Genomic DNA, 21,821 nt, shown 5'->3' on the forward strand with positions numbered 1-21,821 from the left:
CCCAGGCTATGCGTGCGGCGCGGGATCGCGTCAACCCCTGGTCAGACGGCGCCCGCCGCGGTTCACTGGTGCCATGAGATCGATCTGGAAGGGCGCGCTCACGTTCGGGCTCGTCAACGTGCCCGTCAAGGTGTACGCCGCGACCGAGGATCACGACGTGCCGCTCCACCAGGTCCACGCCGCCGACGGAGGCCGCATCCGCTACCAGCGGCGATGCGAGGTCTGCGGCGAGGTCGTCGCCTACCGCGACATCGACCGGGCGTACGACGACGGCGAGCGCACGGTCGTGCTCACCGACGACGACCTGAAGTCGCTGCCGTCGGAGCGCAGCCGCGAGATCGACGTCGTCGAGTTCGTGCCGAGCGATCAGGTCGACCCCATCGCGTTCGATCGGGCGTACTTCCTCGAGCCCGACTCGTCGTCGCCCAAGTCGTACGCGCTCCTGCGCGAGACGCTCGAGCGCACCGACCGCACCGCCATCGTGCGGTTCTCGCTGCGGCAGAAGACGCGGCTCGCCGCGTTGCGGGTGCGCGACGGCGTGCTCATGCTGCAGACGCTGCTGTGGTCGGACGAGATCCGGCAGGCGTCGTTCCCCGCGCTCGACGAGCCCGTGAAGATCAGCGAGAAGGAGCTGGAGCTGTCGGCGAGCCTCGTCGAGAGCTACTCGTCGGACTTCGACCCGGAGGAGTTCGTCGACGAGTACCAGAAGGAGCTGCGCACGCTCATCGACGCGAAGCTCGAGAAGGGCGACGCCGTCGACACGGAGGCGACCTTCGGCGGGGAGACGGAGGAGGGCGGCGAGGTCATCGACCTCATGGAGGCCCTGCGCGCGAGCGTGGAGCGATCGCGCAAGGCGCGCGGCGCCGCCGACGACGCGAAGACCGACGACGACGAGTCCGAGGAGAAGCCGGCGCGGAAGCCGCGCGGCAAGTCGAAGAAGGCGTCCTGAGTCGCGGCGCTCGGAGCCGAGACGATCGGAGCCGCGGCGCTCAGAAGTCGGGCTTGCCGTCTCCGTCGATGTCGGGGCCGCGCTCGAACACCTCGCGGTCGAGCACGACGTCGTCGGCCGTCGACGCGGGATGCAGGCGCGCTTCGCGGCGCTCGCGCAGGTAGTGCCACAGCACGATGAGCGCGGTGCCCGCGACGGCGGCGAGCAGGATGATGTCGATGTACTCCGTGACGAGGTCGCGCACGAACGGAATGTACGCGATGAGGTAGCCGAACATCGTCAGGCCGAAGCCCCACAGCACGGCGCCGATGAGGTTGTAGAGCGAGTACTTCTTCCAGGGCATGTGGCCGACGCCCGCCGCGACGGGGGCGAAGGTGCGCACGATCGGCACGAAGCGGGCGAGCACGACCGTGATCCCGCCGAACCGCTCGAAGAACGCGTTCGTCCGATCGACGTTCCGACGGCTGAAGAGGCCGGATTCCTTCCGCTCGAACACGGCGGGCCCGCCCTTGTGGCCGATGAGGTACCCGACCTCGCCGCCGATGAACGCGGCGAGGGCGATGAGCCCGCTCACGACCCAGATGTTCACGCCGAACACGTTGCTCGTGTGGGTGAGCAGGCCCGAGATGACGAGGAGCGTGTCGCCGGGGAGCAGGAAGCCCACGAGGAGCCCCGTCTCGGAGAACACGATGAGGCACACGACGAGGAGGGCCCACGGCCCCGCGGCGGCGATGATCGCCTGCGGGTCCAGCCACGGGATGAGTGCGATGTGATGCACGGTGCTCCGGAGGTCGATCGGTCGGCGACGCGGGATCGCGTCTCGTGCGGAAGGCGGGAATCGAACCCGCACGCCCGGAGGCACAGGAACCTAAATCCTGCGTGTCTGCCAGTTTCACCACTCCCGCGGACGCGTTCAGTCTACGGCCGAGGCTGTGCCTCTCCTGTGTCGGCGCGTCACGCCCTCATACCGGAAGATCCGAGCACCTTCTCCACGGCGATCTCGAGCACGACGCGGTCGGGGTTCGCACGCGGAGCGCGGTACCGCGCCGTGTAGAGCGCGACGGCGTCGGCGACGGCCGCTGCGTCGTCGACGACGACGGCGGGCCCCTCGAGCGACAGCCAGCGCGCCCCGTCGACCGTCGTGACGACGGCGCGGCCGGAGCGCGCCGCGTTCACGAACTTCTGGGTCCCGCGGGAGCCGATCACGCGCGCGACGCCGTCGCGGTAGGTCATCCCGACGGGCACGGCATGGACGCGTCCCCTCCTGCCCACGGTGGAGAGCACGGCGAGGTGGCGCTCGGAGAGGAACGCGAGGGCGTCGGAGGAGAGCATGACCCGAGCGTGCCAGACGTCGGCTGTGGATAACTTCGGGGGCGGTGTCGCGATTTCGGACAGGATGGCGCCGTGAGCCCCGTCGTGAGTGCCGTCGCCGATCGTGTGCGCGACCGTCTGCGGGCGGATCGCACCGATCCGTCCACCGCACCCGAGGCCGCGCGCCGGCTCGCCCAGGCGGAGGTGCGGCGCCACAACGACTACGCGCTCGCGCGCGGTCTCGCGATCGTCGACGACGAGCAGGCGGCGGTGCGCGAGGTGCTCGCCGCCGTCACCGGGTACGGCGCGCTGCAGGCGCATCTCGACGACCCCGGCATCGAGGAGATCTGGATCAACGCCCCCGACCGCGTGTTCGCTGCCCGCGACGGCGTGACGGAGCGGCTCCCGCTGTCGCTCACGGAGGCTGCCGTGCGCGACCTCGTCGAGCGCATGCTCCACGCGACCGGCCGTCGCGTGGACCTCTCCCAGCCCTTCGTGGACGCGGCCCTCCCCGACGGATCGCGCCTCCACGTCGTCCTGGGCGGCATCGCGCGCCGGCACTGGGCCGTCAACATCCGCAAGTTCCTCCCGACCGTGCGCACGCTCGAGCACCTCGTCGCGATCGGATCGCTCTCGGAGGACGCCGAGGCCATCCTGCGGGGCGCGATGGCGGAGGGGAGGAGCGTGCTCGTGTCGGGCGCCACGCATGCGGGGAAGACGACACTGCTCGGCGCGCTCATCGCGGCGAGCCCGCCCGGCCATCGCATCATCACGGTCGAGGAGACGTTCGAGCTGGGCGTCGACGCCCCCGACCTCGTCGCCCTGCAGGGACGCCAGCCCAGCCTCGAGGGGACGGGCGAGATCACGCTCCGCCGCCTCGTGAAGGAGGCGCTGCGCATGCGGCCCGACCGCCTCGTCGTGGGCGAAGTGCGCGACGCAGAAGCCCTCGACCTCCTGCTCGCCCTGAACACGGGCATCCCGGGCGCCGCGACCATCCACGCGAACTCCGCGGAGCACGCGCTCGCCAAGCTCGCCGCTCTCCCGCTGCTCGCGGGGCGCAACATCGACCGCGCGTTCGTGCTTCCGGCCATCGCCACAAGCGTCGATCTGGTCGTGCACTGCCAGCGCGCCGCCGATGGGCGTCGCCGCGTGCAGGAGATCATCGCGCCGACCGGTCGCCTCGTCGACGACGCCCCCGAGACGCGCGCCGTCTACCGGACGGGGGAGCGATGGCGGTGATCGTGCTCCTCGGCGTCGCGCTCGCCGCAGGCGTCCTGCTCGCCCTCTCGCCGTGGCTGTGGCCGACGGGGCTCCCGATGACGTCGCGCAGGGCGCCGCGGATCGAGGCGCTCCTCGAGGAGGCCGGCTTCGCGCACGTCGCGCCGCGGGTCCTGGTACTCGCCTCCGCCGCGGCGGCCGTCCTCGGCGCGGCGGCCGTGTGGCTGGCGACGTCCGTCCCCGCCCTCGCCCTCCTCTCGGCGGTCGCGGCGGGGGCGGCGCCCGCCCTCCAGCTCCGCTCGCGCGCGCAGCGGCTCGTGCGGGCTCGCCGCGCACTGTGGCCCGACGTGTGCGACCTCCTCGTCTCGTCGGTGCGGGCGGGGATGTCGCTGCCCGACGCGGTGTCGAGCCTCGCGCGCTCGGCCCCCGCCGGCCTGCGTCACGCCTTCGCGGGGTTCGAGCACGACATGGCGGCGTCCGGAAGCTTCGAGTCCAGCGCCGACCGGCTGAAGACCGCGCTCGCCGATCCCATGGCCGACCGCATCGTCGAGACGCTCCGGATGGCGCGGCAGGTCGGCGGCACGGAGCTCGCCCCCGTCCTGCGCGCGCTGTCCGCCTCCGTCCGGGCCGACGCGGCGCTGCGCGCCGAGGTGGAGGCACGGCAGTCGTGGACGCGCGGCGCCGCCGTGCTGGGCGTGTCGGCGCCGTGGGTGATCGTCGCGCTCCTGTCGCTGCGCCCGGAGGGGGCCGAGGCGTACACGAGCCCGGAGGGCGTCATGCTCCTCCTCGCCGGCGCTGCCGTCTCGGTGGTCGCCTTCCGCGTCATGCTGCGGATCGGCCGACTTCCGGAGACGCGGAGGTGGTTCGCATGACCTGGGCCACCGATGCGGCGCTGGGCCTCCTCCTCGGCGGGGCGTTCGGCACGGGCGCGTGGGCGCTCCTCATGCTCGCGCCGCGCTGGAGCGCGCCGGGCCTCGCTCGCCGCATCGCGCCGTATGTCCGCGATGTGACGGACGCGGCGGGGACGACCGTCCGCACCTCGGTCACGGATCCCGGAGCAGCGCTCGTCGGCGTCGCGCGAGCCGCGTGGGCGGCGTGCCAGGAGCGCCTCGCCGCACTCCTCGGAGGGACCGACGGCATCGCCCGCCGGCTCGCGCAGGCCGGCCGCGACACCGACGTCGCGGCCTTCCGGGGACGCCAGCTCGCGGCGGCGCTCGCCGGCACGGCCGGAGGCGGCGCGGTCGTCGTCGTGCTCGCGCTCGCCGGCGCCGCGACGGCGCAGGCGCTCGCCCTCCCTGTCGCGGGAGCGGTCGCGGGCGCGCTCGGAGCCGACCTCCTCCTCGGCGCGCGGGCCAGGGCGCGGATGGAGCGCATCGGCGACGAGCTCCCCACGGTGCTCGACTTCCTCGCGCTGTGCCTCTCGGCGGGGGAGGGGATCTTCGACAGCATCGCGCGCGTCGCGATGCTCGGGAGCGGCGAGCTGTCCCTCGAACTGCGCCGCGTCGTCGTCGACGTCCGCACCGGGTCGACGCTCCCCGACGCGCTCGCCGCGCTGGCTCGCCGCCTCCCGTCGCCGGCGCTGGACCGCGCCGTCGAGCACCTCGTCGCGGCGATCGACCGCGGGTCGCCGCTCGCCCAGACGCTGCAGGCGCAGGCCTCCGACGCCCGCGAGGACGCGAAGCGCGCGCTCATCGAGAAGGCGGGGCGCAAGGAGATCCTCATGCTCCTCCCGCTCGTCTTCGGCCTGCTGCCTCTCAGCGTCCTGTTCGCCGTATTCCCCGGAATCGTCATGCTGCGCCTCGGCATCGGCTGAGCGCTCGAGAAAGGAAAACCCATGAGCATCACCGAGATGGTCGTCCGCGCGCGCACCGCGTGGGGAGACGTGCTCCACGATCTCGACCGCGACGAGCGCGGCGACGTGCCCGGTTGGGTCCTCATCACCCTGATGTCTGCCGGGCTCGTCGTCCTCATCTGGGCGCTCGCGGGCCCCGCGCTCACGGGGCTCTTCGAACGCGCCATCTCCAGCGTCAACGGGATCTGACGGTGGCGGTCGTCGCGATCCGCGACGACGAGCGCGGGTCGGCGGTCGTCGAGTTCGTCCTCGTCGGCGCGCTCCTCACCGTGCTGACCCTCGCGGTCCTCCAGCTCGGCATCGCCGTGCACGTGCGCAACATGATCCACGACGCCGCGGTCGAGGGCGCCTACCACGCCGCCCTCGCCGACGTGGGAGCGGAGGGCGGCGTCGCCCGGACGAGGGCCGTCATCGCGCGCGCGGTCGGCGCCGGCTATGCGCAGGATGTCACGGCGCGGTACGACGGGCACGACGTCCTCGTCACGGTGCGCGCCGCCATCCCCGTCGTGGGCCTCATCGGCGTGCCCGGCACGTGGGAGGTGACCGCGCGTGCTCCCGTCGAGACGATCGGATGATCCCGCGGACGAGCGCGGGTCGGCCGCTCTGGAGTTCCTCGTGGGCGGGCTCCTGCTCCTCGTCCCGCTCGCGTACCTCGTCGTGACGCTCGGGAGCGTGCAGGAGCACGCCCTCGGCGTGGAGGCCGCCGCACGGCACACCGCCCACGTTCTCGCGCGCTCGGACGGCCACGTCGAGGGCATCGGCGAGGTGCAGCGCGTCATCGCGGCCGTCGCCGTCGAGTACGGCATGGACCCCGCCGTGCTCGAGGTCGCCGTCACGTGCCCCGGCGCGCACAGCGGATGCCCCGAGCCCGGGGCGACGGTCGTCGTCACCATCGCCGCGCAGGTGCCGCTGCCGTTCATCCCTCCGGTCCTCGGGCTCGACCAGCTCGCCTCGTTCCCCGTCGAGGCGACCTCCGCGCAGCGGGTGTCGCGGTTCTGGGACGGCTCGTGAGGTCGCCCCGTGTCGACGAGGGCGGCAGCATCCTGCCTCTCGTCATCGGATACGCGGTTCTCGCGATCGCGCTCATCGTCGTGTGCGTCGATGCCACGGCCCTCCATCTCGCGCAGAAGCGCCTCGACGCGCTCGCCGCTTCGGCAGCGCTCGCCGCAGCCGACGGCTTCGCGCTCTCCGTCGAGGGCGGCGCCGTGCGCGCCCGCCTCGACGACGCGCGCGTGGCAGAGCAGGCAGCCGCCTTCCTCGCCGCGACGGGCGACGGCGCCGCGCTCGTCTCTGCGGAGGCTCCCGACGGCGTCTCGGCGCGCGTCACCGTCGCGACGGCGTGGCATGCCCCGATCGTGAGCGCGTTCGTGCCCGGCGGCATCCCCCTGCACGCGACCGCCACGAGCCGAACGGGCCTCGAATGACGCGACCCGCGTAACGGAACGGGCCGCGGCGCGTCTCATGCACGGAGACTCCCGCCGAGAGGAACGACATGGACCCCCACAGCACCGGCTCGTGGCCCCTGCCCGCAGCCGTCGAGACCGAGACCGACCCGCCCGCCCGTCTCGTCGTCGCCCTCACGAGCGCGGCCGTCGTCGCGGTCGCGCTCGCCGCGGCGACGGCGATCGTCGTCATCGTGTCGGTCTGAGCGCCGTCACCGCCTGCGCGGAGGCGCGTAGCGCGGCACGTACCGGAGGAACGCGCCAGCGCCGACGAGCCCGATGACCCCCACGACCGCCGTCGCGACCGGCAGCGACGCCGCGGCCGTGATCGCCGACACGGCGAGCGGCGTGAGCGCCGCTCCGCCGTCGGTCAGCGTGCGCCACGAGCCGAGGAACGGCGCCGGATCGGTCTTCGGAGCGACGTCGGCGCCGAGCGTCAGCAGGATGCCCGACGAGAGCCCGTTGCCGACGCCGATGACGAGGGCGAGCACGCCGAACCACATCACCGATGTGTCGAGGTCGTGCGTGAACGCGAGCGCGCCGAACCCCGCGCCCATGAGCAGCATCGCCGGGACGGCGGCCCACAGTCGGCCGAAGCGGTCCATGACCTGCCCGCTCACGTAGAACAGCGAGAACTCCACGGCGCCCGCGACGCCCACGACGAGCACGAGCGTCTGCGAGTCGAGGCCGATCGACACGCCCCACAGCGGCAGCACCGCCTGCCGCGCCGACCGCACGGCCGAGAGCGAGGCCGCCGTCGTCCCGAGCCGGGCGAGCAGCCCGCGGAACCGCCACATCGTGCGCAGCACGCCGACGCGCTTCGCCTCACCCGACCGGGCTGTCGGCACGGCGCCCGTGACGGGCTCGCCCGTGTCCTCCGCCCCATCGGGGGCGACGTCCCCATCGGACGGCGCCCCGGCCATCCGCTCCGCCTCGAGCGCCTTCTGCTCCGGATCGGGGCCGAATGCGACGAGCGCCGCCACGCCCAGCAGGCACGCCCCGAAGAACCACACCGAGGCGATCTCGTCGCCGAAGAGGGCCAGCAGCCCCGCCGAGACGAACGGCCCCGTGAATCCGCCGAGCCGGAACGATCCGCCGACGAGGGCGAGCGCACGCGCGCGGTAGCGGTACGGCACGCGCGTCGTCATGAAGGTGTGGCGCGCGACCGCGAACGACGACGCGCAGAACCCGAGGAGGAAGACCGACAGGCCCAGCACTCCGATGCTCGGCGCGATGAGCATGCCGGTGATGCCCGCGAGCGACGCGAGCGCGGCGATGAGCATCGTCCAGCGCTCGCCGACGCGCGACACGAGCCATCCGGCGGGGATGTTGCCTGCCAGCTGCCCGACGACGATGGCGGCCGAGATGAGCGCCGCCACCGCGAGGTCCGCGCCCTGCCGCGCTGCGAGCGCCGGCAGGAGCGGCAGGATGGCACCCTGCCCGAGCGAGTAGAGGGCCGTCGGGCCGTACACCATGGGGGCGTAGCGCCGGAGCGCGTCGAACCCGGCGTCGTCGGATCCGGTTCGCATGCTCATCGCCCACCAACTTACGCCCCGCGGCAGGATAGGCTGGATCGTCATGCTTGAGTTCGATCCTTCCGCCGAGATCCAGGCGCTGCGCACCACGTTCGACAACATCCGCGAGGTGGTGGACGTCGACGCCGTGCGCGCCGACATCGCGCGCCTGGAGCAGGAGGCGGCCGCCCCCGGGTTGTGGGACGACACCGCCAACGCGCAGAAGGTCACCAGCGCGCTGAGCCACCGTCAGTCCGACCTCGCGCGCATCACGGCCGTCGAGCGCCGCCTCGACGACCTCGAGGTGCTCGTCGAGCTCGCCAACGAGATGGGCGACGAGGACTCCGTCGCCGAGGCGCAGAAGGAGATCGCCGACCTCGAGCGCGTCATCGGCGACCTCGAGGTGAAGACCCTCCTCGACGGCGAGTACGACGAGCGCTCAGCCGTCGTCACGATCCGCTCCGGCGCGGGCGGCGACGACGCGACCGACTTCGCCGAGATGCTCATGCGCATGTACCTGCGCTGGGCGGAGCGCAACAAGTACCCCGTGAAGGTCATGGACACGTCGTACGCGGAGGGCGCCGGCATCAAGTCGGCCACCTTCGAGGTCGACGCGCCGTACGCCTACGGCATCCTCTCCGTCGAGGCCGGCACGCACCGGCTCGCGCGCATCAGCCCGTTCGGCTCCGCCGACAAGCGCCAGACGAGCTTCGCGGCCGTCGAAGTCATCCCCGTCATGGAGGAGGCGCAGGAGGTCGAGATCCCGGAGAACGACATCCGCGTCGACGTCTTCCGCTCCTCGGGCCCCGGCGGCCAGTCGGTCAACACGACCGACTCCGCCGTCCGCATCACGCACCTCCCGTCGGGCATCGTCGTGTCGATGCAGAACGAGAAGTCGCAGATCCAGAACCGCGCCGCCGCCATGCGCGTCCTCCAGACGCGCCTGCTCCTCCTCCAGCGCGAGGAGGAGGCCGCGAAGAAGAAGGAGCTCGCCGGCACCATCACGGCGAGCTGGGGCGACCAGATGCGGTCGTACTTCCTCTACGGCCAGCAGCTCGTGAAGGACCTGCGCACGGGCTACGAGGTCGGCAACCCCGCCGTGGTGTTCGACGGCGACATCGACGGCCTCATCAACGCGGGCATCCGCTGGCGCAAGCGCAAGGTCGAGGACTGAGCCTCTGACGCCGGGCCGACGCCCGGCGTTCACATCGCATCGGCCGCGGCGTCCGCGTCCGTTCACCGCGGGCGGCGACGCTCGCAGCCGTGAGCCGTCTCCGGGGCCCCGCGCGGGGCCGCGCCCTCGCCGTCCTCCTCCTCGCCGTGATCGCGGCCCCCGCCTGCGCGACCCCCGCGCCGCCCGTCGCGGCGCAGAGCACGGGCGACATCGTCATCGACGAGGTCGCCGCGGGCACCTCCGCTGATCCCGACGCCTCGTCCGTCGAGCTGCGGAACCTCTCCGCCCACGCCGTCGACCTGTCCGGATGGCGCCTGTACCGCTGCACGGGAGAGGGCACCCGGCTCGGCGAGTCCGAGGTCGAGACCGACCTCGCGGGCGTCGTCCTCGCCGCGGGCGATCGCCTCGTCATCGGCTCGGCAGGCGGCGACCGCGCGCTGCGGGGGCCGTTCTCGGCGGATGGCTACGGGCTGGTCCTGGAGGACGCCCGGCACGTGCCCGTGGACGCGTTCGCCGCCTATCCGCGGGCGCCGTGGCCCACCGACAGCGAGTGCGGGGCGCACGGCACCGTCTCCAACACGCTCGCCGCGGGGCTCGACGAGAGCTGGCAGCGCATCGCGCGCACGGGTGATCCCGACGTCGACTGGGTGCGCACCCGCTCGACGCCGGGCGCATCGGCGGCGGCCGTGCCCGCCGCCACCGCGCCATCCGTCGTCATCGCCGAGATCGCGCCCGCGGGTCCTGCCGCGGCCGACGACGACGTCGTCGAGCTCGCCAACGCGACGGATGCCGCGGTCGACCTCTCGGGCTGGAGCCTCTACCGGTGCACGCGCGACGGCTCGCTCACGGCCGGCACCCGTCAGATCGTCTTCGCCGACGGCACGGCGATCGAGCCCGGCGAGCGCCTCGTCGTCGGCGGGCCGGGATACGCCGGCGCCGCCGACGTCCGCACCGCGACATCGCTCGCCGACACCGTCTCGGGCGCCCTCCTCGTGACCGAGGACGGTGCGCGCGTAGACGGCGTGACGATCTCGGCCCACGCCGACACGGCCTGCCAGACGGGCGACGAGAAGCTCCCGGCCGTGCTCGATCACCGCACAGGGGAGAGCTGGCAGCGGGCGGACGGCACGGGCGACTGGATCGTCGCTCCGCGCACGCCCGGCGAGCGGAACGCCGACGCCGACAGCCGCGTCGCGACCGCCTTCGCCTATCCCGCGGAGCCGGGTGTCGCGATCAGCGAGATCGCCACCGACCCGGTCGTGGCCGAGCTCGATGCGCCCCGGAACCTCGTCGAGCTCGCGAACTACAGCACGGAGCCGGTCGCGATCGGCGGATGGCGGCTCATCGGCTGCGACGCCGACGGCTTCCGCGAGCGCGAGGTGCTCGCGGAGATCCCCGCGGGCGAACGGCTCGCCCCCGGCGCGACCTGGACGGCGACGGCGGAGGACGGCCTCGCTCATCCGCTCGGCTATCAGGGGTCGGGCGTGTGGCTGGAGGACGCGGAGGGCGCCCGCGTCGACAGCGTCGGGATCTTCCACGCCAACGAGCTCGACGCGCCCGTCGACGTCGCGAGCCCCTGCACCAAGGGGCTCGCGCTCTCGACCTTCGGCGTCGACCGGCTCGCGGGGGAGACGTGGCAGCGCGCGGCCTTCACGGGCGACGACGCGACCGACTTCGTCGCCGCTCGGGCGACGCCCGATGCGGCGACGCTGCGCGAGCGGGCCGACGTCCTGAGCGTCGGAGCGCGGGAGCGCATCGCCGCGACCGTGCCCGCGACGGCGGTCGACGAGGAGCCGACGCCGACGGACGCATCGGTGGACGGCATCGACGCGGCGATCACGGCGATCTGGGCGGGAGCGTCGGACGGACCGCTCGCCGGGCGGACCGGTGCGGACGAGCGGCAGCTCGACACCGCTGCCGCCGCGCTCGACGCCGCCGACGACGCGTGGGCGCATCCGTTCCTGCGGTTCGAGCTCGCGGCCGGCTCCTCCGGTCGCGTCGCGTGGTCCGGTGTCGTCACGGGCCCCGCTCCCGTGCGGCTGTCGGCATGGACGCACGGCGGATGGCGCGCACTCGACGAGCGGACGGCATCCGCCGACGGCACGGTGACGCTGGCGGGCAAACTCCCCTCCGGTGCGGACGCCGTGCTCGTACAGGTCGTGCCGCGCACCGCGGCCATCCGCGACGCCGCCGACGGGCTCGCTGACCCGTCGGACTACGATCTCGCCCTCAGCCACGTGACCGACACCCAGTACCTCACGGAGGCGCATCCGGCCGTCGCGCTCGAGCAGGCGGCCTGGATCGCCGCGAACGCCGAGGCGCGGCGCATCGCCTTCGCCGTGCACACGGGAGACCTCGTGCAGAACTGGGTCGACGCGGGGCAGGACCCGGCGAGAGCGGAGCGCGAGTTCGCGCTCGCCTCCGCTGCCCAGGCCGTCATCGAGGGAGCGGGAGTGCCCGTGAGCACGCTGCCGGGAAACCACGACAGCAAGCGCGGCGCCACCGTCGACCTGTACAACGACTGGTTCGGCCCGGACCGGTACGCCGACGACCCCGCCTTCGGCGGCGCCATCGCGCCCGACGACGCGAGCGCGAGCTGGTCGTCGTTCACGGCGGCGGGCGCGGAGTTCGTCGTGCTCTCGCTGCCCTACGCGTACGGGGAGCGGGAGCTCGCCTGGGCGGAGGGGGTCGTCGCCGGCCATCCGCGCGCCAACGTCGTCGTCGCGACGCACGAGCACCTGCTGCCGGAGGACGGCTCAGCCGAGGCGGAGCGCGCCACCTCCACCCGCTGGGTGTCGCGCGCCGACGAGCTGTGGGAGCGCATCGTGGCGCCGAACCGCAACGTCGTGCTCGTGCTCTCCGGGCACTACCACGGGCTCGCGCGCATCGAGACGGCCGACGCGGGAGGCATCCCCGGACACGACGTCGTCGAGATCCTCGGGGACTACCAGGAGTTCCGCACGTCGACCGGCATGCGCGCGACGGGGTTCCAGAGGATCCTCCAGGTGGCGGTCGCGTCCGGCGAGATCGCCGTCGACACGCTCTCGACGACGCTCGGGGAGCGGACGAGCGCCCCCTACGACTACCCGCAGGCCGTCGAGGACGACGGGCGGGACACGACGGGCTCGTCGGATCGGCCGTGGCGGATCGTCGCGGAGGGCCTCCAAGGGCGGTACGACGCCGCAGACGACGACTTCCGCGTGACGGTCCGGCTGCAGTACGCCAAGGGCCTCGAGACGAGCGGAATCGTCCTGGACTGAGCTTGTACGCTGGCAGCATGCCGTCGCGCGAAGATGACGCCCTCTCCTGGGAGGGCGACGACGACCCCACCCTCCGCCCCGGCGGCGAGACGCCGTCGACGGGCGCGTCGGACGACGCACCGGCGCTGCCCGCAGGATGGCACGCGGTCGGCGCCGGCAGCGAGACTCTTCCTGAGAAGGCTCCGGCCGAACCGGCCCCGGCACAGGGTCTCGGGAACGTCGCCCTGGTCTCCCTCGGCCTGCTCGGCGGGGTCTACCTCTTCTGGACGATCGGATGGGTCCTCGGGACCACTCGCCTCGCGGCGTGGGTGCAGTCCGGCACCGACGCCGTGGCCGACGTCATGTTCCAGGCGAGCATGTGGCTCGCGATCGCGACGCCCGCCGCCTGGTTCGCGGCGGTCCTCGTCCTGACCCGCCGCGCGGCGACCTGGAAGCGCATCGTGCTCCTGCTCGCGGGAGCCGTCGTGCTCGTGCCGTGGCCCTTCCTCATGTCCGGGTCGTTCATCGTGGTGGGAGCGTGACGCGCATGGCCGTGCAGACCCCGAAGAAGCGCACGCCCGTCTGGGTCGTGTCGGCCGTCGCCGGCGCGTTCGGGCTGCTCTACGCGTACGCCGTGTGGAGCGGCGTGTCGTACCTCGTGCTCTACGCGCAGATCGCGAGCCAGTACGGCACCTCGCTCACGCCCATGGCGGCCGTCGTCCTCGTGCTCGCCATCGCCGTCCCCGTCGTGCTGTTCTTCGTCGCACTGTTCGCGGGGATGCGCCGCGGTGGCGCGGCGCTCGCCCTCCTCCTCGCCGGCGGCCTCATGCTCACGGCCGTCTACTGGATGAACGCGCAGGCGTACACCGCGTCGACGGCGTTCCTCGCCGTCTGAGCATCATCGCCCGCCGCGCGCGTCGGGTCGTGCCGCCGCCCTCCGATAGAGTGGGGCCGTCGCGCCCCCACGGCGTGTGGCGCGCAGCCCCGCCCCCGCGCGCCCGCGCACATACGCATCGAAGGATCCACCCGTGCCGAAGCCCGTCGTGCTCATCGCCGAAGAACTGTCCCCCGCAACGATCGAGGCGCTCGGCCCCGACTTCGACATCCGCCATGTGGACGGGACCGACCGCCCCGCCCTGTTCGACGCCCTGAGCGACGCCGACGCCATCCTCATCCGCTCGGCGACGAAGGTCGACGAGGAGGCACTCGCGCACGCGCCGAAGCTCAAGGTCGTCGCCCGCGCGGGCGTGGGCCTCGACAACGTCGACATCAAGGCCGCGACGACGGCCGGAGTCATGGTCGTCAACGCGCCGACGTCGAACATCATCTCCGCCGCAGAGCTCACGTGCGGGCACATCCTGAGCCTCGCCCGCCACATCCCGGCCGCGCGCGCCTCGCTCGGAGCGGGGGAGTGGAAGCGCAGCGCCTACACGGGGACGGAGCTCTTCGAGAAGACGCTCGGCGTCGTCGGCCTCGGCCGCATCGGCGCGCTCGTCGCCGCCCGCATGCAGGGCTTCGGGATGCGCGTCGTCGCCTTCGACCCCTACGTCACCTCGGCGCGCGCCCAGCAGCTCGGCGTCGAGCTGCTGAGCCTCGACGAGCTCGTCGCGCAGGCCGACTTCCTCACGATCCACATGCCGAAGACGCCCGAGACGACGGGCATGATCGGCGCGGCCCAGCTGAAGGCCATGAAGCCGACGGCGTACGTCGTGAACGTCGCCCGCGGCGGCCTCATCGACGAGGCGGCGCTCACGGAGGCGCTCGCGGCGGGGGAGATCGCGGGAGCCGGCCTCGACGTCTTCACGAGCGAGCCGCCGGCCGACACCTCGCTCACGGGACTCCCCAACGTGGTCGCGACGCCGCACCTCGGCGCGTCGACCGACGAGGCGCAGGAGAAGGCGGGCGTCTCGGTCGCGAAGTCGGTCAAGCTCGCGCTCGAAGGCGACCTCGTCCCCGACGCGGTCAACGTCGCCGGCGGCGTCATCGACCCGTTCGTGCGCCCCGGCATCGCGCTCGTCGAGAAGCTCGGCCAGGTGTTCAGCGGCCTCGCGACCTCGGCGCTCACGAGCCTCGACATCGAGGTGCGCGGCGAGCTCGCCGACTACGACGTGAGCGTCTACCGCCTGGCGGCGCTCAAGGGAGTGCTCTCGAACGTGGTGAGCGAGAACGTCTCCTACGTCAACGCCCCCCTCTTCGCCGAGCAGCGCGGCATCGAGACGCGTCTCATCGTCGAGAAGGAGAGCCCCGAGTACCGCAACATCACCATCCTGCGCGGAGCCCTCTCCGACGGCACGGTGCTCACAGTGGCGGGCACGCTCGCCGGGACGCGCATGGTGCAGAAGATCGTCGGCATCAACGGCCACGAGGTCGAGGTGCCGATCGACCGCCACCACGTCGTCATGCTGTACACCGACCGCCCCGGCATCGTCGCTGTCTACGGGCAGCGGTTCGGCGAGGCGGGGATCAACATCGCGGGCATGCAGATCGCACGCCGCGAGGCGGGCGGTCAGGCGCTGTCCGTGCTCACGGTCGACTCGCGTGTGCCTGACGAGCTGCTCGCCGAGGTGGGTGCCGCGATCGACGCGTCGGTCATCCGCCAGATCGAGATCTCCGAGGTCTGACGCTCCGACCGCGACGCGCCCCCGAGCCCAGGCTCAGGGGCGCGTCGCTGTCTGCACGAGCGCGATGAGCGCGTCGAGCGCCGCGCCCGTCGGAACCGGCCCCGGCACGTCGTTGAGCAGCGCGGAGTTGATGTAGAGGCCGTCGCTCAGCAGCAGGACGAGATCGAGGGCGGCCTGATCGCGCACGTGCGGCCGGATGGCCTCCGCCCACGCCTCGCGCAGCTCGGCCAGTGCGGCGGTCGCCTTCGCGTCGCCGCCGTGCGCGAGCCTGCCCGCCGCCGAGATGGCGCGGTCGAAGGCGCTGCCGACATGGCCCGAGGTCGCGAGGAAGTAGTCGACGGGGCCCGACGGCGCCGCCTGCATGGCCTCCAGGTCGTCGGCCGCGAGCGCCCGCAGGCGGTCGAGCAGGCCCGTGTCGAGTGCGTCGCGCGAGCCGAAGTGGTAGAGCAGGCCGCCCTTGGAGACGCCGGCTCTGCGGGCGACGGCGTCGAGGGTGGCGGCCCGTGCGCCGTCCTCGAGGAGGATCGCCTCGAACGCATCGAGGACCTTGTCGCGGGCGCGCGGCGGTCGGCTCATGCCGACGAGCCTCTCACGTCGCCGCTCAGCGGGTGCACAGCCATCCCAGTTACTGTACCATCTGGACGGTATAGAAACGGATGGCGGCATGAGCACCACGACGCAGACGACCACGACCCCGATCGCGCACGAGCGCGTCGGATGGCGCGCCTGGGCGGCGCTCGCCGTGCTGATGCTCCCCGTGCTCCTCGTGTCGATCGACAACACGATCCTCAACTTCGCCCTGCCGGCGATCGCGCGCGACCTCGAGCCGACGGCCGCCGAGCAGCTCTGGATCATCGACGCGTACTCGCTCGTGCTCGCGGGACTGCTCGTCACGATGGGCTCGTTCGGCGACCGCTTCGGGCGGCGCCGTCTCCTGCTCATCGGAGCCGTCGGGTTCACCGCGGTGTCGGTGCTCGCGGCCTTCGCGCCGACGGCGGGATGGCTCATCGCGGCGCGCGCGGGCATGGGCCTGTTCGGCGCGACGCTCATGCCGTCGACCATGTCGCTGCTGCGGTCGATCTTCCCGAACCGCGACCAGCGGCGCATCGCCGTGGCGGTCTGGGCGGGCATGTTCTCCGCCGGCGGCGCGCTCGGCCCCATCGTGGGCGGCTTCCTCATCGAGCACTTCCCGTGGCAGAGCGTCTTCCTGCTCGCCGTGCCGATGCTCGTGCTCCTCCTCGTGCTCGCGCCGTTCCTCGTCGCCGAGAGCCGCGACCCGCACCCCGGCCGCATCGACCTCGCGAGCATCGTGCTGTCGATGCTCGCGCTCGGGCCCGTCGCCTACGGCATCAAGGAGATCGCCGTGCACGGCGCCGCTGGCGTGCTGCCCCTGGCGATCGGCGCGGTGTTCGGATGGCTCTTCGTGCGGCGTCAGCGCCGCATGGCCCAGCCGATGCTCGACATGTCGCTGTTCCGACGTGCGGCGTTCAGCGGCTCGCTCCTCGTCAACCTGTTCAGCGTCATCGCGATGGTCGGGTTCCTCTACTTCGTCTCCCAGCACCTGCAGATGATCGTGGGGCTGAGCCCGATCGAGGCGGGCCTCGCGCTCCTCCCCGGCGCGATCACCTCCATCGCCGGCGGGTTCGCCGTCACGCCCATCGCCCGGCGCGTGCGGGCGTCCGTCGTCATCCCGGTCGCGCTCGTGCTCTCGTTCGCGGCGTACCTCATCGTGGCGTTCGCAGGCGCCCACGACGTCGGGATGCTCATCGTGGGCTTCGCGCTCCTGGGTGCGGGGATCGGCGCGGCGGAGACCGTGTCCGGCGAGCTCATCCTCGCCAACGCGCCGGTCGAGAAGGCGGGCGCCGCGAGCGCGGTGTCGGAGACCGCGTACGAGCTCGGGGCGGTGCTCGGCACCTCGATCCTCGGCGGCATCCTCACGGCGTGGTATCGCGGCGCGCTCGTCGTGCCGGACGGCGTGCCCGCAGAGCTCGCCGCTCACGCCCAGGAGACACTCGCGGGCGCCGTCAACGCGGCGCAGACGATCGGCGGCACCACGGGCGATGCGCTGCAGGCGGCCGCCGCCGCGGCGTTCGACGGGGGCGTCACGGTGACCTCGCTCATCGGCGCCGGCCTCGTCGTGCTGGCGATGGCGATCGCGGCGACTACCCTGGGAGGACGCCGCGACCGCGCTCCGCGCTGAGCCCCTCGCGGCGGATGAGAACTGCCGAAGGAGAGCAATGCCGCGCGTCGTGAAACTGGCCGTCATCCCGGGTGACGGGATCGGCCCCGAGGTCATCGCCGAAGCCGAGAAGGTGCTCGACGCCGTGACGGAGGGGGGCGACGTCTCCTTCGAGAAGACCCGCTTCTCGCTCGGCGCCGGCCGCTTCCTCGAGACGGGCGACACCCTCACCGACGACGACCTCTCGGCCATCGCCCGGCACGACGCGATCCTCCTCGGCGCCGTCGGCGGGGTGCCGGGCGACCCCCGCCTCAAGGATGCCAACATCGAGCGAGGGCTGCTGCTGCGGCTGCGCTTCGCGCTCGACCACTACGTCAACCTCCGGCCGTCGAAGCTCTACACGGGTCAGGCGGGGCCGCTCGCCGAGCCGGGCGACATCGACTTCGTCGTCGTGCGCGAGGGCACGGAGGGGCCCTATGTCGGCAACGGCGGGGCCATCCGTCAGGGCACGCCCCACGAGGTCGCCAACGAGACGAGCGTCAACACGGCGTACGGCGTCGAGCGCGTCGTGCGGTACGCGTTCGACCTCGCCGAGCGCCGCGACAGGCGGCTCACGCTCGTGCACAAGACGAACGTCCTCGTGAACGCCGGGTCGCTGTGGAAGCGGATCGTCGACGAGGTGGCGGGGGAGCACCCCGACGTGGCCGTAGACTATCTGCACGTCGACGCCGCGACGATCTTCCTGGTCACGAACCCGGGTCGCTTCGACGTCATCGTCACCGACAACCTCTTCGGCGACATCCTCACAGACCTGGCCGGCGCCGTCACCGGTGGCATCGGCCTGGCAGCCTCGGGCAACATCAACCCCGACGGCGCCTTCCCCTCGATGTTCGAGCCCGTGCACGGCTCGGCCCCCGACATCGCAGGCTCTCAGAAGGCCGACCCCACCGCGGCGATCGGCTCCGTCGCGCTCCTCCTCGACCACCTCGGCCTCCGCGAGGAGGCGGGTCGCGTGTCGCGCGCGATCGAGGAGGACATCGCCGACCGATCGGGCTCGCGCTCGACGTCCGAGATCGGCGACGCCATCGCCGCCCGTGCTCGGACGATCCGCTGACGGCCCCGGCTGAACCCACACGGCAGAACACTCACCGTGCAGACAGGAACACACTCATGACCGACACCTCCGCACTCGACTTCGCCGTGACGAAGAACCTCGCGGCTGCATCGCCCGCGCAGCGCGCGCAGCTGCTCGAGGACCCCGGCTTCGGCACCGTCTTCACCGACCACATGGTCGACATCTGCTGGTCGGAGAAGGGCGGATGGCACCGCCCGCGCGTGCAGCCGTACGGCCCCATCAGCCTGTCTCCCGCCGCGGCCGTGCTGCACTACGCGCAGGAGATCTTCGAGGGGCTGAAGGCGTACCGCCATGCGGACGGCGGCATCTACAGCTTCCGCCCCGAGCAGAACGCCCTGCGCCTGCAGCGCAGCGCGCGACGACTCGCGATGCCGGAGCTCCCCGTGGAGCACTTCCTGCAGTCGCTGCGCGAGCTCATCGCCGTCGACGGGGCATGGGTGCCGGAGGGGGAGGGGCAGACCCTCTACCTGCGTCCGTTCATGTTCGCGAAGGAGGCCTTCCTCGGCGTCCGCCCGGCGCACAAGTACGCGTACTACCTCATCGCCAGCCCGGCGGGGTCGTACTTCACGGGCGGCGTGAAGCCGGTCTCGATCTGGCTCAGCGAGAACTATGCCCGCGCCGCGAAGGGCGGGACGGGCGCCGCGAAGACGGGCGGCAACTACGCCGCGAGCCTGCTGCCCCAGTCGGAGGCGTATGAGCAGGGTTGCGACCAGGTCGTGTTCCTCGACGCCGACGGCAACATCGAGGAGCTCGGCGGCATGAACATCGTGTTCGTGAAGAAGGACGGCACCCTCGTCACGCCCGCATCAGAGACGATCCTCGATGGCATCACGCGCAACTCGCTGCTCGAGCTCGCCGAGGCGCGCGGGCATGCGGTGGAGCGCAGGGCCGTGTCGCTCGAGGAGTGGCGGGACGGCGTCGCATCCGGTGACATCGCCGAGGTGTTCGCCTGCGGCACGGCAGCCGTCGTCACGCCCATCGGCGCCCTGAAGGGCGCAGGGTTCGACGATGCGCAGCCCATCGGCGAGCTCGGCCTGTCGCTGCGGCAAGAGCTCACCGACATCCAGTACGGCCGCCGCGAGGACACGCGCGGCTGGCTCACGCGACTCGACGCCTGAGCACGCACGGTGACGCCCGCCCGGGAGACCCTCCCGGGCGGGCGTCGCCGTGTCGCGGCTAGGCTGGGCGGGTGAAGATCGCGCGGTTCAGCCACAACGACGCCATCACCTACGGGATCGTGGACGGGTCCGAGCTCGTCGTCCTCGCGGGCGATCCGATGTTCGCCGGGTACGAGACGACGGGCGTGCGCGTCCCGGTCGCCGACGTCGCGCTGCTCGCTCCCGTCATCCCGCGGTCGAAGATCGTCGCCGTGGGGCGCAACTACCGCGACCATGCCGCCGAGCTCGGCAACGAGGTGCCGAAGCAGCCGTTGCTGTTCTTCAAGCCCAACACTTCCGTGATCGGCCCCGGGGACTCGATCGTGCGGCCGCCTCAGACGCAGGACACCCACTTCGAGGGCGAGCTCGCGGCCGTCATCGGCCGCATCGCGAAGAACGTGAAGGCGGAGGACGCCCTCGACGTCGTGTTCGGCTTCACGATCGCGAACGACGTCACGGCCCGCGACCTGCAGAAGCCCGACGGGCAGTGGGCGCGCGCGAAGGGCTTCGACACGTTCTGCCCCGTCGGCCCCGCCATCGAGACGGAGTTCGATCTCGCGCACGGCGGCATCACGACGCGGCTCAACGGCGTGGTCGTGCAGCAGGCGCCGTTCAGCGACATGATCTTCGACCTGCCCACCATCATCGAGTACGCGTCCGCGGCGTTCACCCTGCTCCCGGGCGACCTCATCCTCACGGGGACGCCGGCGGGCGTCGGGCCGTTCGGGGCCGGCGACGTCATCGAGGTGGAGGTGCCGGGCATCGGCATCCTCCGCAACACCGCCCGAGACGCCGTGTGAGCGCCGCAGCGCCCGACGTCGCGGAACTGCAGCGGCGCGTCGTCCGGGTGCTGTCGCTCGGGCAGGTGCTCGGCGGCGTCGCCTTCGGCGCGACGATCTCGCTCGGCGCGCTCCTCGCCGCCGACATCTCGGGCGAGGACGCCCTCTCCGGCTTCGCGACGGCGTCGGTGACCCTCGGCGCCGCGATCTGCGCCATCCCGCTCGCGCGGCTCGCCGGCGCCCGCGGGAGGCGTGTCGCCCTGACACTCGGCAACGCGTTCGCGCTCGCCGGCATCGCCCTCGTCATCACCGCGGCCGCGGTGCGCCTGTTCCCCCTGCTCCTCGTCGGCATCGTGCTCATCGGCGCCGGGAACGCGGGCAATCTCCAGTCGCGCTTCGCGGCGACCGACCTCTCGGCGGGCGAGCGGAGAGCGCGCGACCTCGCGACCGTGGTCTGGTCGACGACGGTCGGCGGCGTGGCAGGACCCCTCCTCCTCACGCCGGGCGAGGCGATCGGCGCGGCGATCGGGATGCCGCCCCTCACAGGCGCCTATCTCTTCTCGATCGCGGCGCAGGCGGCGGCCCTCGTGCTCTACCTCGTCGCGCTGCGTCCCGATCCGCTGCTCACCGCGCAGCGTCTCGCGCGCGACGCCGGCGCGGTGCCGGGGCCGCGGCGCGAGCGCGACCATCCGATCGCCGCGCGCTACGCCATCGCGGCCGTCGCCGCCTCGCACGTCGTCATGGCCGCCGTGATGGCGATGACGCCGCTGCATCTGCAGCACCTCTCGCACGCCACGGACGGCGTCTCGCTCCTCGTCGGGCTGACGATCTCGCTGCACGTGCTCGGCATGTACGGTCTCTCGCCCGTCTTCGGCCGCCTCGCCGACCGGATGGGGCGGGTCGCGGTGATCGTGCTCGGGCAGGCCGTGTTCGCGGCCGCCCTCGTGACGGCGGCCATCTGGCCCGAGGAGCCCGCGGCCGTCGTCGTCGCGCTCGTCCTGCTCGGGCTGGGATGGAGCGCCGCCACCGTGGCGGGCGCGGCCCTCCTCACCGAGGCGAGCCCTCTGGCCATCCGCCCGCGCAGGCAGGGGGTCAGCGACACCCTCATGACGGCGTGCGCCGCGGTCGGCTCCGTCCTCGCCGGCGTCGTGCTCGGCCAGTGGGGCTACGGCGTGCTCGCGCTCCTGGCGCTCGTGCTCGTCGCCGTCACGGCCGTGCTCTCCCCGTGGGGACGGATCGCCGCGGATTAGA

Annotated in this window: 23 protein-coding genes and 1 tRNA gene; 19 read left to right on the top strand and 5 right to left on the bottom strand. The window is 72.8% G+C overall.

What is annotated here, in order from left to right:
- The first annotated feature begins 73 nt into the window (after nt 1-73).
- Nucleotides 74-949 (top strand): non-homologous end joining protein Ku, encoded by an 876-nt coding sequence (ku, locus tag ACWGPF_RS04130; RefSeq protein ID WP_452331620.1) that lies wholly within the window; start codon nt 74-76, stop codon nt 947-949.
- 40 nt (nt 950-989) lie between these two features.
- On the opposite strand, the gene ACWGPF_RS04135 is transcribed toward ku, so the two are convergent.
- The 3 genes from ACWGPF_RS04135 to ACWGPF_RS04145 all read right to left on the bottom strand — a co-directional run bounded on the left by ACWGPF_RS04135 (nt 990) and on the right by ACWGPF_RS04145 (nt 2,281).
- Nucleotides 990-1,727, bottom strand: a complete 738-nt coding sequence (locus tag ACWGPF_RS04135) for a DedA family protein (RefSeq protein ID WP_452331621.1) — start codon at nt 1,725-1,727, stop codon at nt 990-992.
- 45 nt (nt 1,728-1,772) lie between these two features.
- A tRNA-Leu gene (locus tag ACWGPF_RS04140) sits at nt 1,773-1,854 on the bottom strand.
- Between the two features lie 49 nt (nt 1,855-1,903).
- Nucleotides 1,904-2,281: a pyridoxamine 5'-phosphate oxidase family protein gene (locus ACWGPF_RS04145; RefSeq protein ID WP_452331622.1), complete on the bottom strand. Its 378-nt coding sequence runs from the start codon at nt 2,279-2,281 to the stop codon at nt 1,904-1,906.
- Between the two features lie 72 nt (nt 2,282-2,353).
- On the opposite strand from ACWGPF_RS04145, the gene ACWGPF_RS04150 reads away from it, so the two are divergent.
- The 8 genes from ACWGPF_RS04150 (at nt 2,354) to ACWGPF_RS04185 (ending at nt 6,978) form a co-directional block, all read left to right on the top strand.
- Nucleotides 2,354-3,499 (top strand): CpaF family protein, encoded by a 1,146-nt coding sequence (locus tag ACWGPF_RS04150; RefSeq protein WP_452331623.1) that lies wholly within the window; start codon nt 2,354-2,356, stop codon nt 3,497-3,499.
- The gene (locus tag ACWGPF_RS04155) at nt 3,490-4,350 is read left to right on the top strand and encodes a type II secretion system F family protein (RefSeq protein ID WP_452331624.1); all 861 of its coding nucleotides are present in this window, start codon (nt 3,490-3,492) and stop codon (nt 4,348-4,350) included. Before ACWGPF_RS04150 ends, ACWGPF_RS04155 begins: the two co-directional genes overlap by 10 nt.
- Complete coding sequence (locus ACWGPF_RS04160) at nt 4,347-5,291, top strand: type II secretion system F family protein (RefSeq protein WP_452331625.1); 945 nt, start codon at nt 4,347-4,349, stop codon at nt 5,289-5,291. Before ACWGPF_RS04155 ends, ACWGPF_RS04160 begins: the two co-directional genes overlap by 4 nt.
- Before the next feature lie 36 nt (nt 5,292-5,327).
- Nucleotides 5,328-5,519: a hypothetical protein gene (locus ACWGPF_RS04165; protein WP_452331688.1), complete on the top strand. Its 192-nt coding sequence runs from the start codon at nt 5,328-5,330 to the stop codon at nt 5,517-5,519.
- A gap of 2 nt (nt 5,520-5,521) precedes the next feature.
- Complete coding sequence (locus ACWGPF_RS04170) at nt 5,522-5,905, top strand: TadE/TadG family type IV pilus assembly protein (protein WP_452331626.1); 384 nt, start codon at nt 5,522-5,524, stop codon at nt 5,903-5,905.
- Nucleotides 5,880-6,341: a TadE family protein gene (locus ACWGPF_RS04175; RefSeq protein ID WP_452331627.1), complete on the top strand. Its 462-nt coding sequence runs from the start codon at nt 5,880-5,882 to the stop codon at nt 6,339-6,341. The genes ACWGPF_RS04170 and ACWGPF_RS04175 overlap by 26 nt, the downstream gene beginning before the upstream one ends.
- A complete protein-coding gene (locus tag ACWGPF_RS04180; protein WP_452331628.1) occupies nt 6,338-6,754 on the top strand; it encodes a pilus assembly protein TadG-related protein in 417 nt (138 codons plus the stop codon). The genes ACWGPF_RS04175 and ACWGPF_RS04180 overlap by 4 nt, the downstream gene beginning before the upstream one ends.
- Nucleotides 6,755-6,822: 68 nt before the next feature.
- Nucleotides 6,823-6,978, top strand: a complete 156-nt coding sequence (locus ACWGPF_RS04185; RefSeq protein ID WP_452331629.1) for a hypothetical protein — start codon at nt 6,823-6,825, stop codon at nt 6,976-6,978.
- A 6-nt stretch (nt 6,979-6,984) separates the two neighbouring features.
- Here ACWGPF_RS04185 and ACWGPF_RS04190 read toward each other — a convergent pair whose 3' ends face one another.
- Nucleotides 6,985-8,301 carry an MFS transporter gene (locus tag ACWGPF_RS04190; RefSeq protein ID WP_452331689.1) on the bottom strand — a complete coding sequence of 439 codons (1,317 nt, stop codon included), beginning with the start codon at nt 8,299-8,301 and terminating at the stop codon, nt 6,985-6,987.
- A gap of 49 nt (nt 8,302-8,350) precedes the next feature.
- On the opposite strand from ACWGPF_RS04190, the gene prfB reads away from it, so the two are divergent.
- The 5 genes from prfB (at nt 8,351) to serA (ending at nt 15,320) form a co-directional block, all read left to right on the top strand.
- Nucleotides 8,351-9,460, top strand: a complete 1,110-nt coding sequence (prfB, locus tag ACWGPF_RS04195; protein WP_345435204.1) for a peptide chain release factor 2 — start codon at nt 8,351-8,353, stop codon at nt 9,458-9,460.
- An 89-nt stretch (nt 9,461-9,549) separates the two neighbouring features.
- Nucleotides 9,550-12,720 (top strand): lamin tail domain-containing protein, encoded by a 3,171-nt coding sequence (locus tag ACWGPF_RS04200; protein WP_452331630.1) that lies wholly within the window; start codon nt 9,550-9,552, stop codon nt 12,718-12,720.
- Nucleotides 12,721-12,737: 17 nt separating this feature from the next.
- Entirely contained in the window at nt 12,738-13,241 is a 504-nt protein-coding gene (locus ACWGPF_RS04205) for a DNA polymerase III subunit gamma/tau (RefSeq protein WP_452331631.1), read from the top strand.
- Between the two features lie 5 nt (nt 13,242-13,246).
- Entirely contained in the window at nt 13,247-13,594 is a 348-nt protein-coding gene (locus ACWGPF_RS04210; RefSeq protein WP_452331632.1) for a bacitracin resistance protein, read from the top strand.
- Nucleotides 13,595-13,727: 133 nt separating this feature from the next.
- Nucleotides 13,728-15,320 carry a phosphoglycerate dehydrogenase gene (serA, locus tag ACWGPF_RS04215; protein ID WP_452331633.1) on the top strand — a complete coding sequence of 531 codons (1,593 nt, stop codon included), beginning with the start codon at nt 13,728-13,730 and terminating at the stop codon, nt 15,318-15,320.
- A gap of 33 nt (nt 15,321-15,353) precedes the next feature.
- On the opposite strand, the gene ACWGPF_RS04220 is transcribed toward serA, so the two are convergent.
- On the bottom strand, nt 15,354-15,896 hold the full coding sequence (locus tag ACWGPF_RS04220; protein ID WP_452331634.1) for a TetR/AcrR family transcriptional regulator: 543 nt from the start codon (nt 15,894-15,896) through the stop codon (nt 15,354-15,356).
- A gap of 88 nt (nt 15,897-15,984) precedes the next feature.
- Here ACWGPF_RS04220 and ACWGPF_RS04225 point away from each other — a divergent pair, with 88 nt between their 5' ends.
- The 5 genes from ACWGPF_RS04225 (at nt 15,985) to ACWGPF_RS04245 (ending at nt 21,820) form a co-directional block, all read left to right on the top strand.
- On the top strand, nt 15,985-17,520 hold the full coding sequence (locus ACWGPF_RS04225; protein WP_452331635.1) for an MFS transporter: 1,536 nt from the start codon (nt 15,985-15,987) through the stop codon (nt 17,518-17,520).
- Between the two features lie 37 nt (nt 17,521-17,557).
- A complete protein-coding gene (locus ACWGPF_RS04230) occupies nt 17,558-18,613 on the top strand; it encodes a 3-isopropylmalate dehydrogenase (RefSeq protein ID WP_452331636.1) in 1,056 nt (351 codons plus the stop codon).
- Between the two features lie 56 nt (nt 18,614-18,669).
- Nucleotides 18,670-19,752 carry a branched-chain amino acid aminotransferase gene (locus tag ACWGPF_RS04235; RefSeq protein WP_452331637.1) on the top strand — a complete coding sequence of 361 codons (1,083 nt, stop codon included), beginning with the start codon at nt 18,670-18,672 and terminating at the stop codon, nt 19,750-19,752.
- A gap of 71 nt (nt 19,753-19,823) precedes the next feature.
- Nucleotides 19,824-20,591: a fumarylacetoacetate hydrolase family protein gene (locus ACWGPF_RS04240; RefSeq protein WP_452331638.1), complete on the top strand. Its 768-nt coding sequence runs from the start codon at nt 19,824-19,826 to the stop codon at nt 20,589-20,591.
- Nucleotides 20,588-21,820, top strand: a complete 1,233-nt coding sequence (locus ACWGPF_RS04245; RefSeq protein WP_452331639.1) for an MFS transporter — start codon at nt 20,588-20,590, stop codon at nt 21,818-21,820. Before ACWGPF_RS04240 ends, ACWGPF_RS04245 begins: the two co-directional genes overlap by 4 nt.
- Nucleotide 21,821: the final 1 nt, after the last annotated feature.

This window comes from Microbacterium sp. NPDC055683 (assembly GCF_053617895.1).

Excerpts from the sequence above, each read along its gene's own strand:
- ACWGPF_RS04155 (WP_452331624.1), top strand. The coding sequence starts at position 3,490 with ATGGCGGTGATCGTGCTCCTCGGCGTCGCGCTCGCCGCAGGCGTCCTG.
- ACWGPF_RS04145 (WP_452331622.1), bottom strand. The coding sequence starts at position 2,281 with ATGCTCTCCTCCGACGCCCTCGCGTTCCTCTCCGAGCGCCACCTCGCC.
- ACWGPF_RS04225 (WP_452331635.1), top strand. The coding sequence starts at position 15,985 with ATGAGCACCACGACGCAGACGACCACGACCCCGATCGCGCACGAGCGC.
- prfB (WP_345435204.1), top strand. The coding sequence starts at position 8,351 with ATGCTTGAGTTCGATCCTTCCGCCGAGATCCAGGCGCTGCGCACCACG.
- ACWGPF_RS04205 (WP_452331631.1), top strand. The coding sequence starts at position 12,738 with ATGCCGTCGCGCGAAGATGACGCCCTCTCCTGGGAGGGCGACGACGAC.
- ACWGPF_RS04165 (WP_452331688.1), top strand. The coding sequence starts at position 5,328 with ATGGTCGTCCGCGCGCGCACCGCGTGGGGAGACGTGCTCCACGATCTC.
- ACWGPF_RS04190 (WP_452331689.1), bottom strand. The coding sequence starts at position 8,301 with ATGCGAACCGGATCCGACGACGCCGGGTTCGACGCGCTCCGGCGCTAC.
- ACWGPF_RS04185 (WP_452331629.1), top strand. The coding sequence starts at position 6,823 with ATGGACCCCCACAGCACCGGCTCGTGGCCCCTGCCCGCAGCCGTCGAG.
- ACWGPF_RS04220 (WP_452331634.1), bottom strand. The coding sequence starts at position 15,896 with ATGAGCCGACCGCCGCGCGCCCGCGACAAGGTCCTCGATGCGTTCGAG.
- ACWGPF_RS04235 (WP_452331637.1), top strand. The coding sequence starts at position 18,670 with ATGACCGACACCTCCGCACTCGACTTCGCCGTGACGAAGAACCTCGCG.
- ku (WP_452331620.1), top strand. The coding sequence starts at position 74 with ATGAGATCGATCTGGAAGGGCGCGCTCACGTTCGGGCTCGTCAACGTG.
- ACWGPF_RS04210 (WP_452331632.1), top strand. The coding sequence starts at position 13,247 with ATGGCCGTGCAGACCCCGAAGAAGCGCACGCCCGTCTGGGTCGTGTCG.
- ACWGPF_RS04160 (WP_452331625.1), top strand. The coding sequence starts at position 4,347 with ATGACCTGGGCCACCGATGCGGCGCTGGGCCTCCTCCTCGGCGGGGCG.
- ACWGPF_RS04230 (WP_452331636.1), top strand. The coding sequence starts at position 17,558 with ATGCCGCGCGTCGTGAAACTGGCCGTCATCCCGGGTGACGGGATCGGC.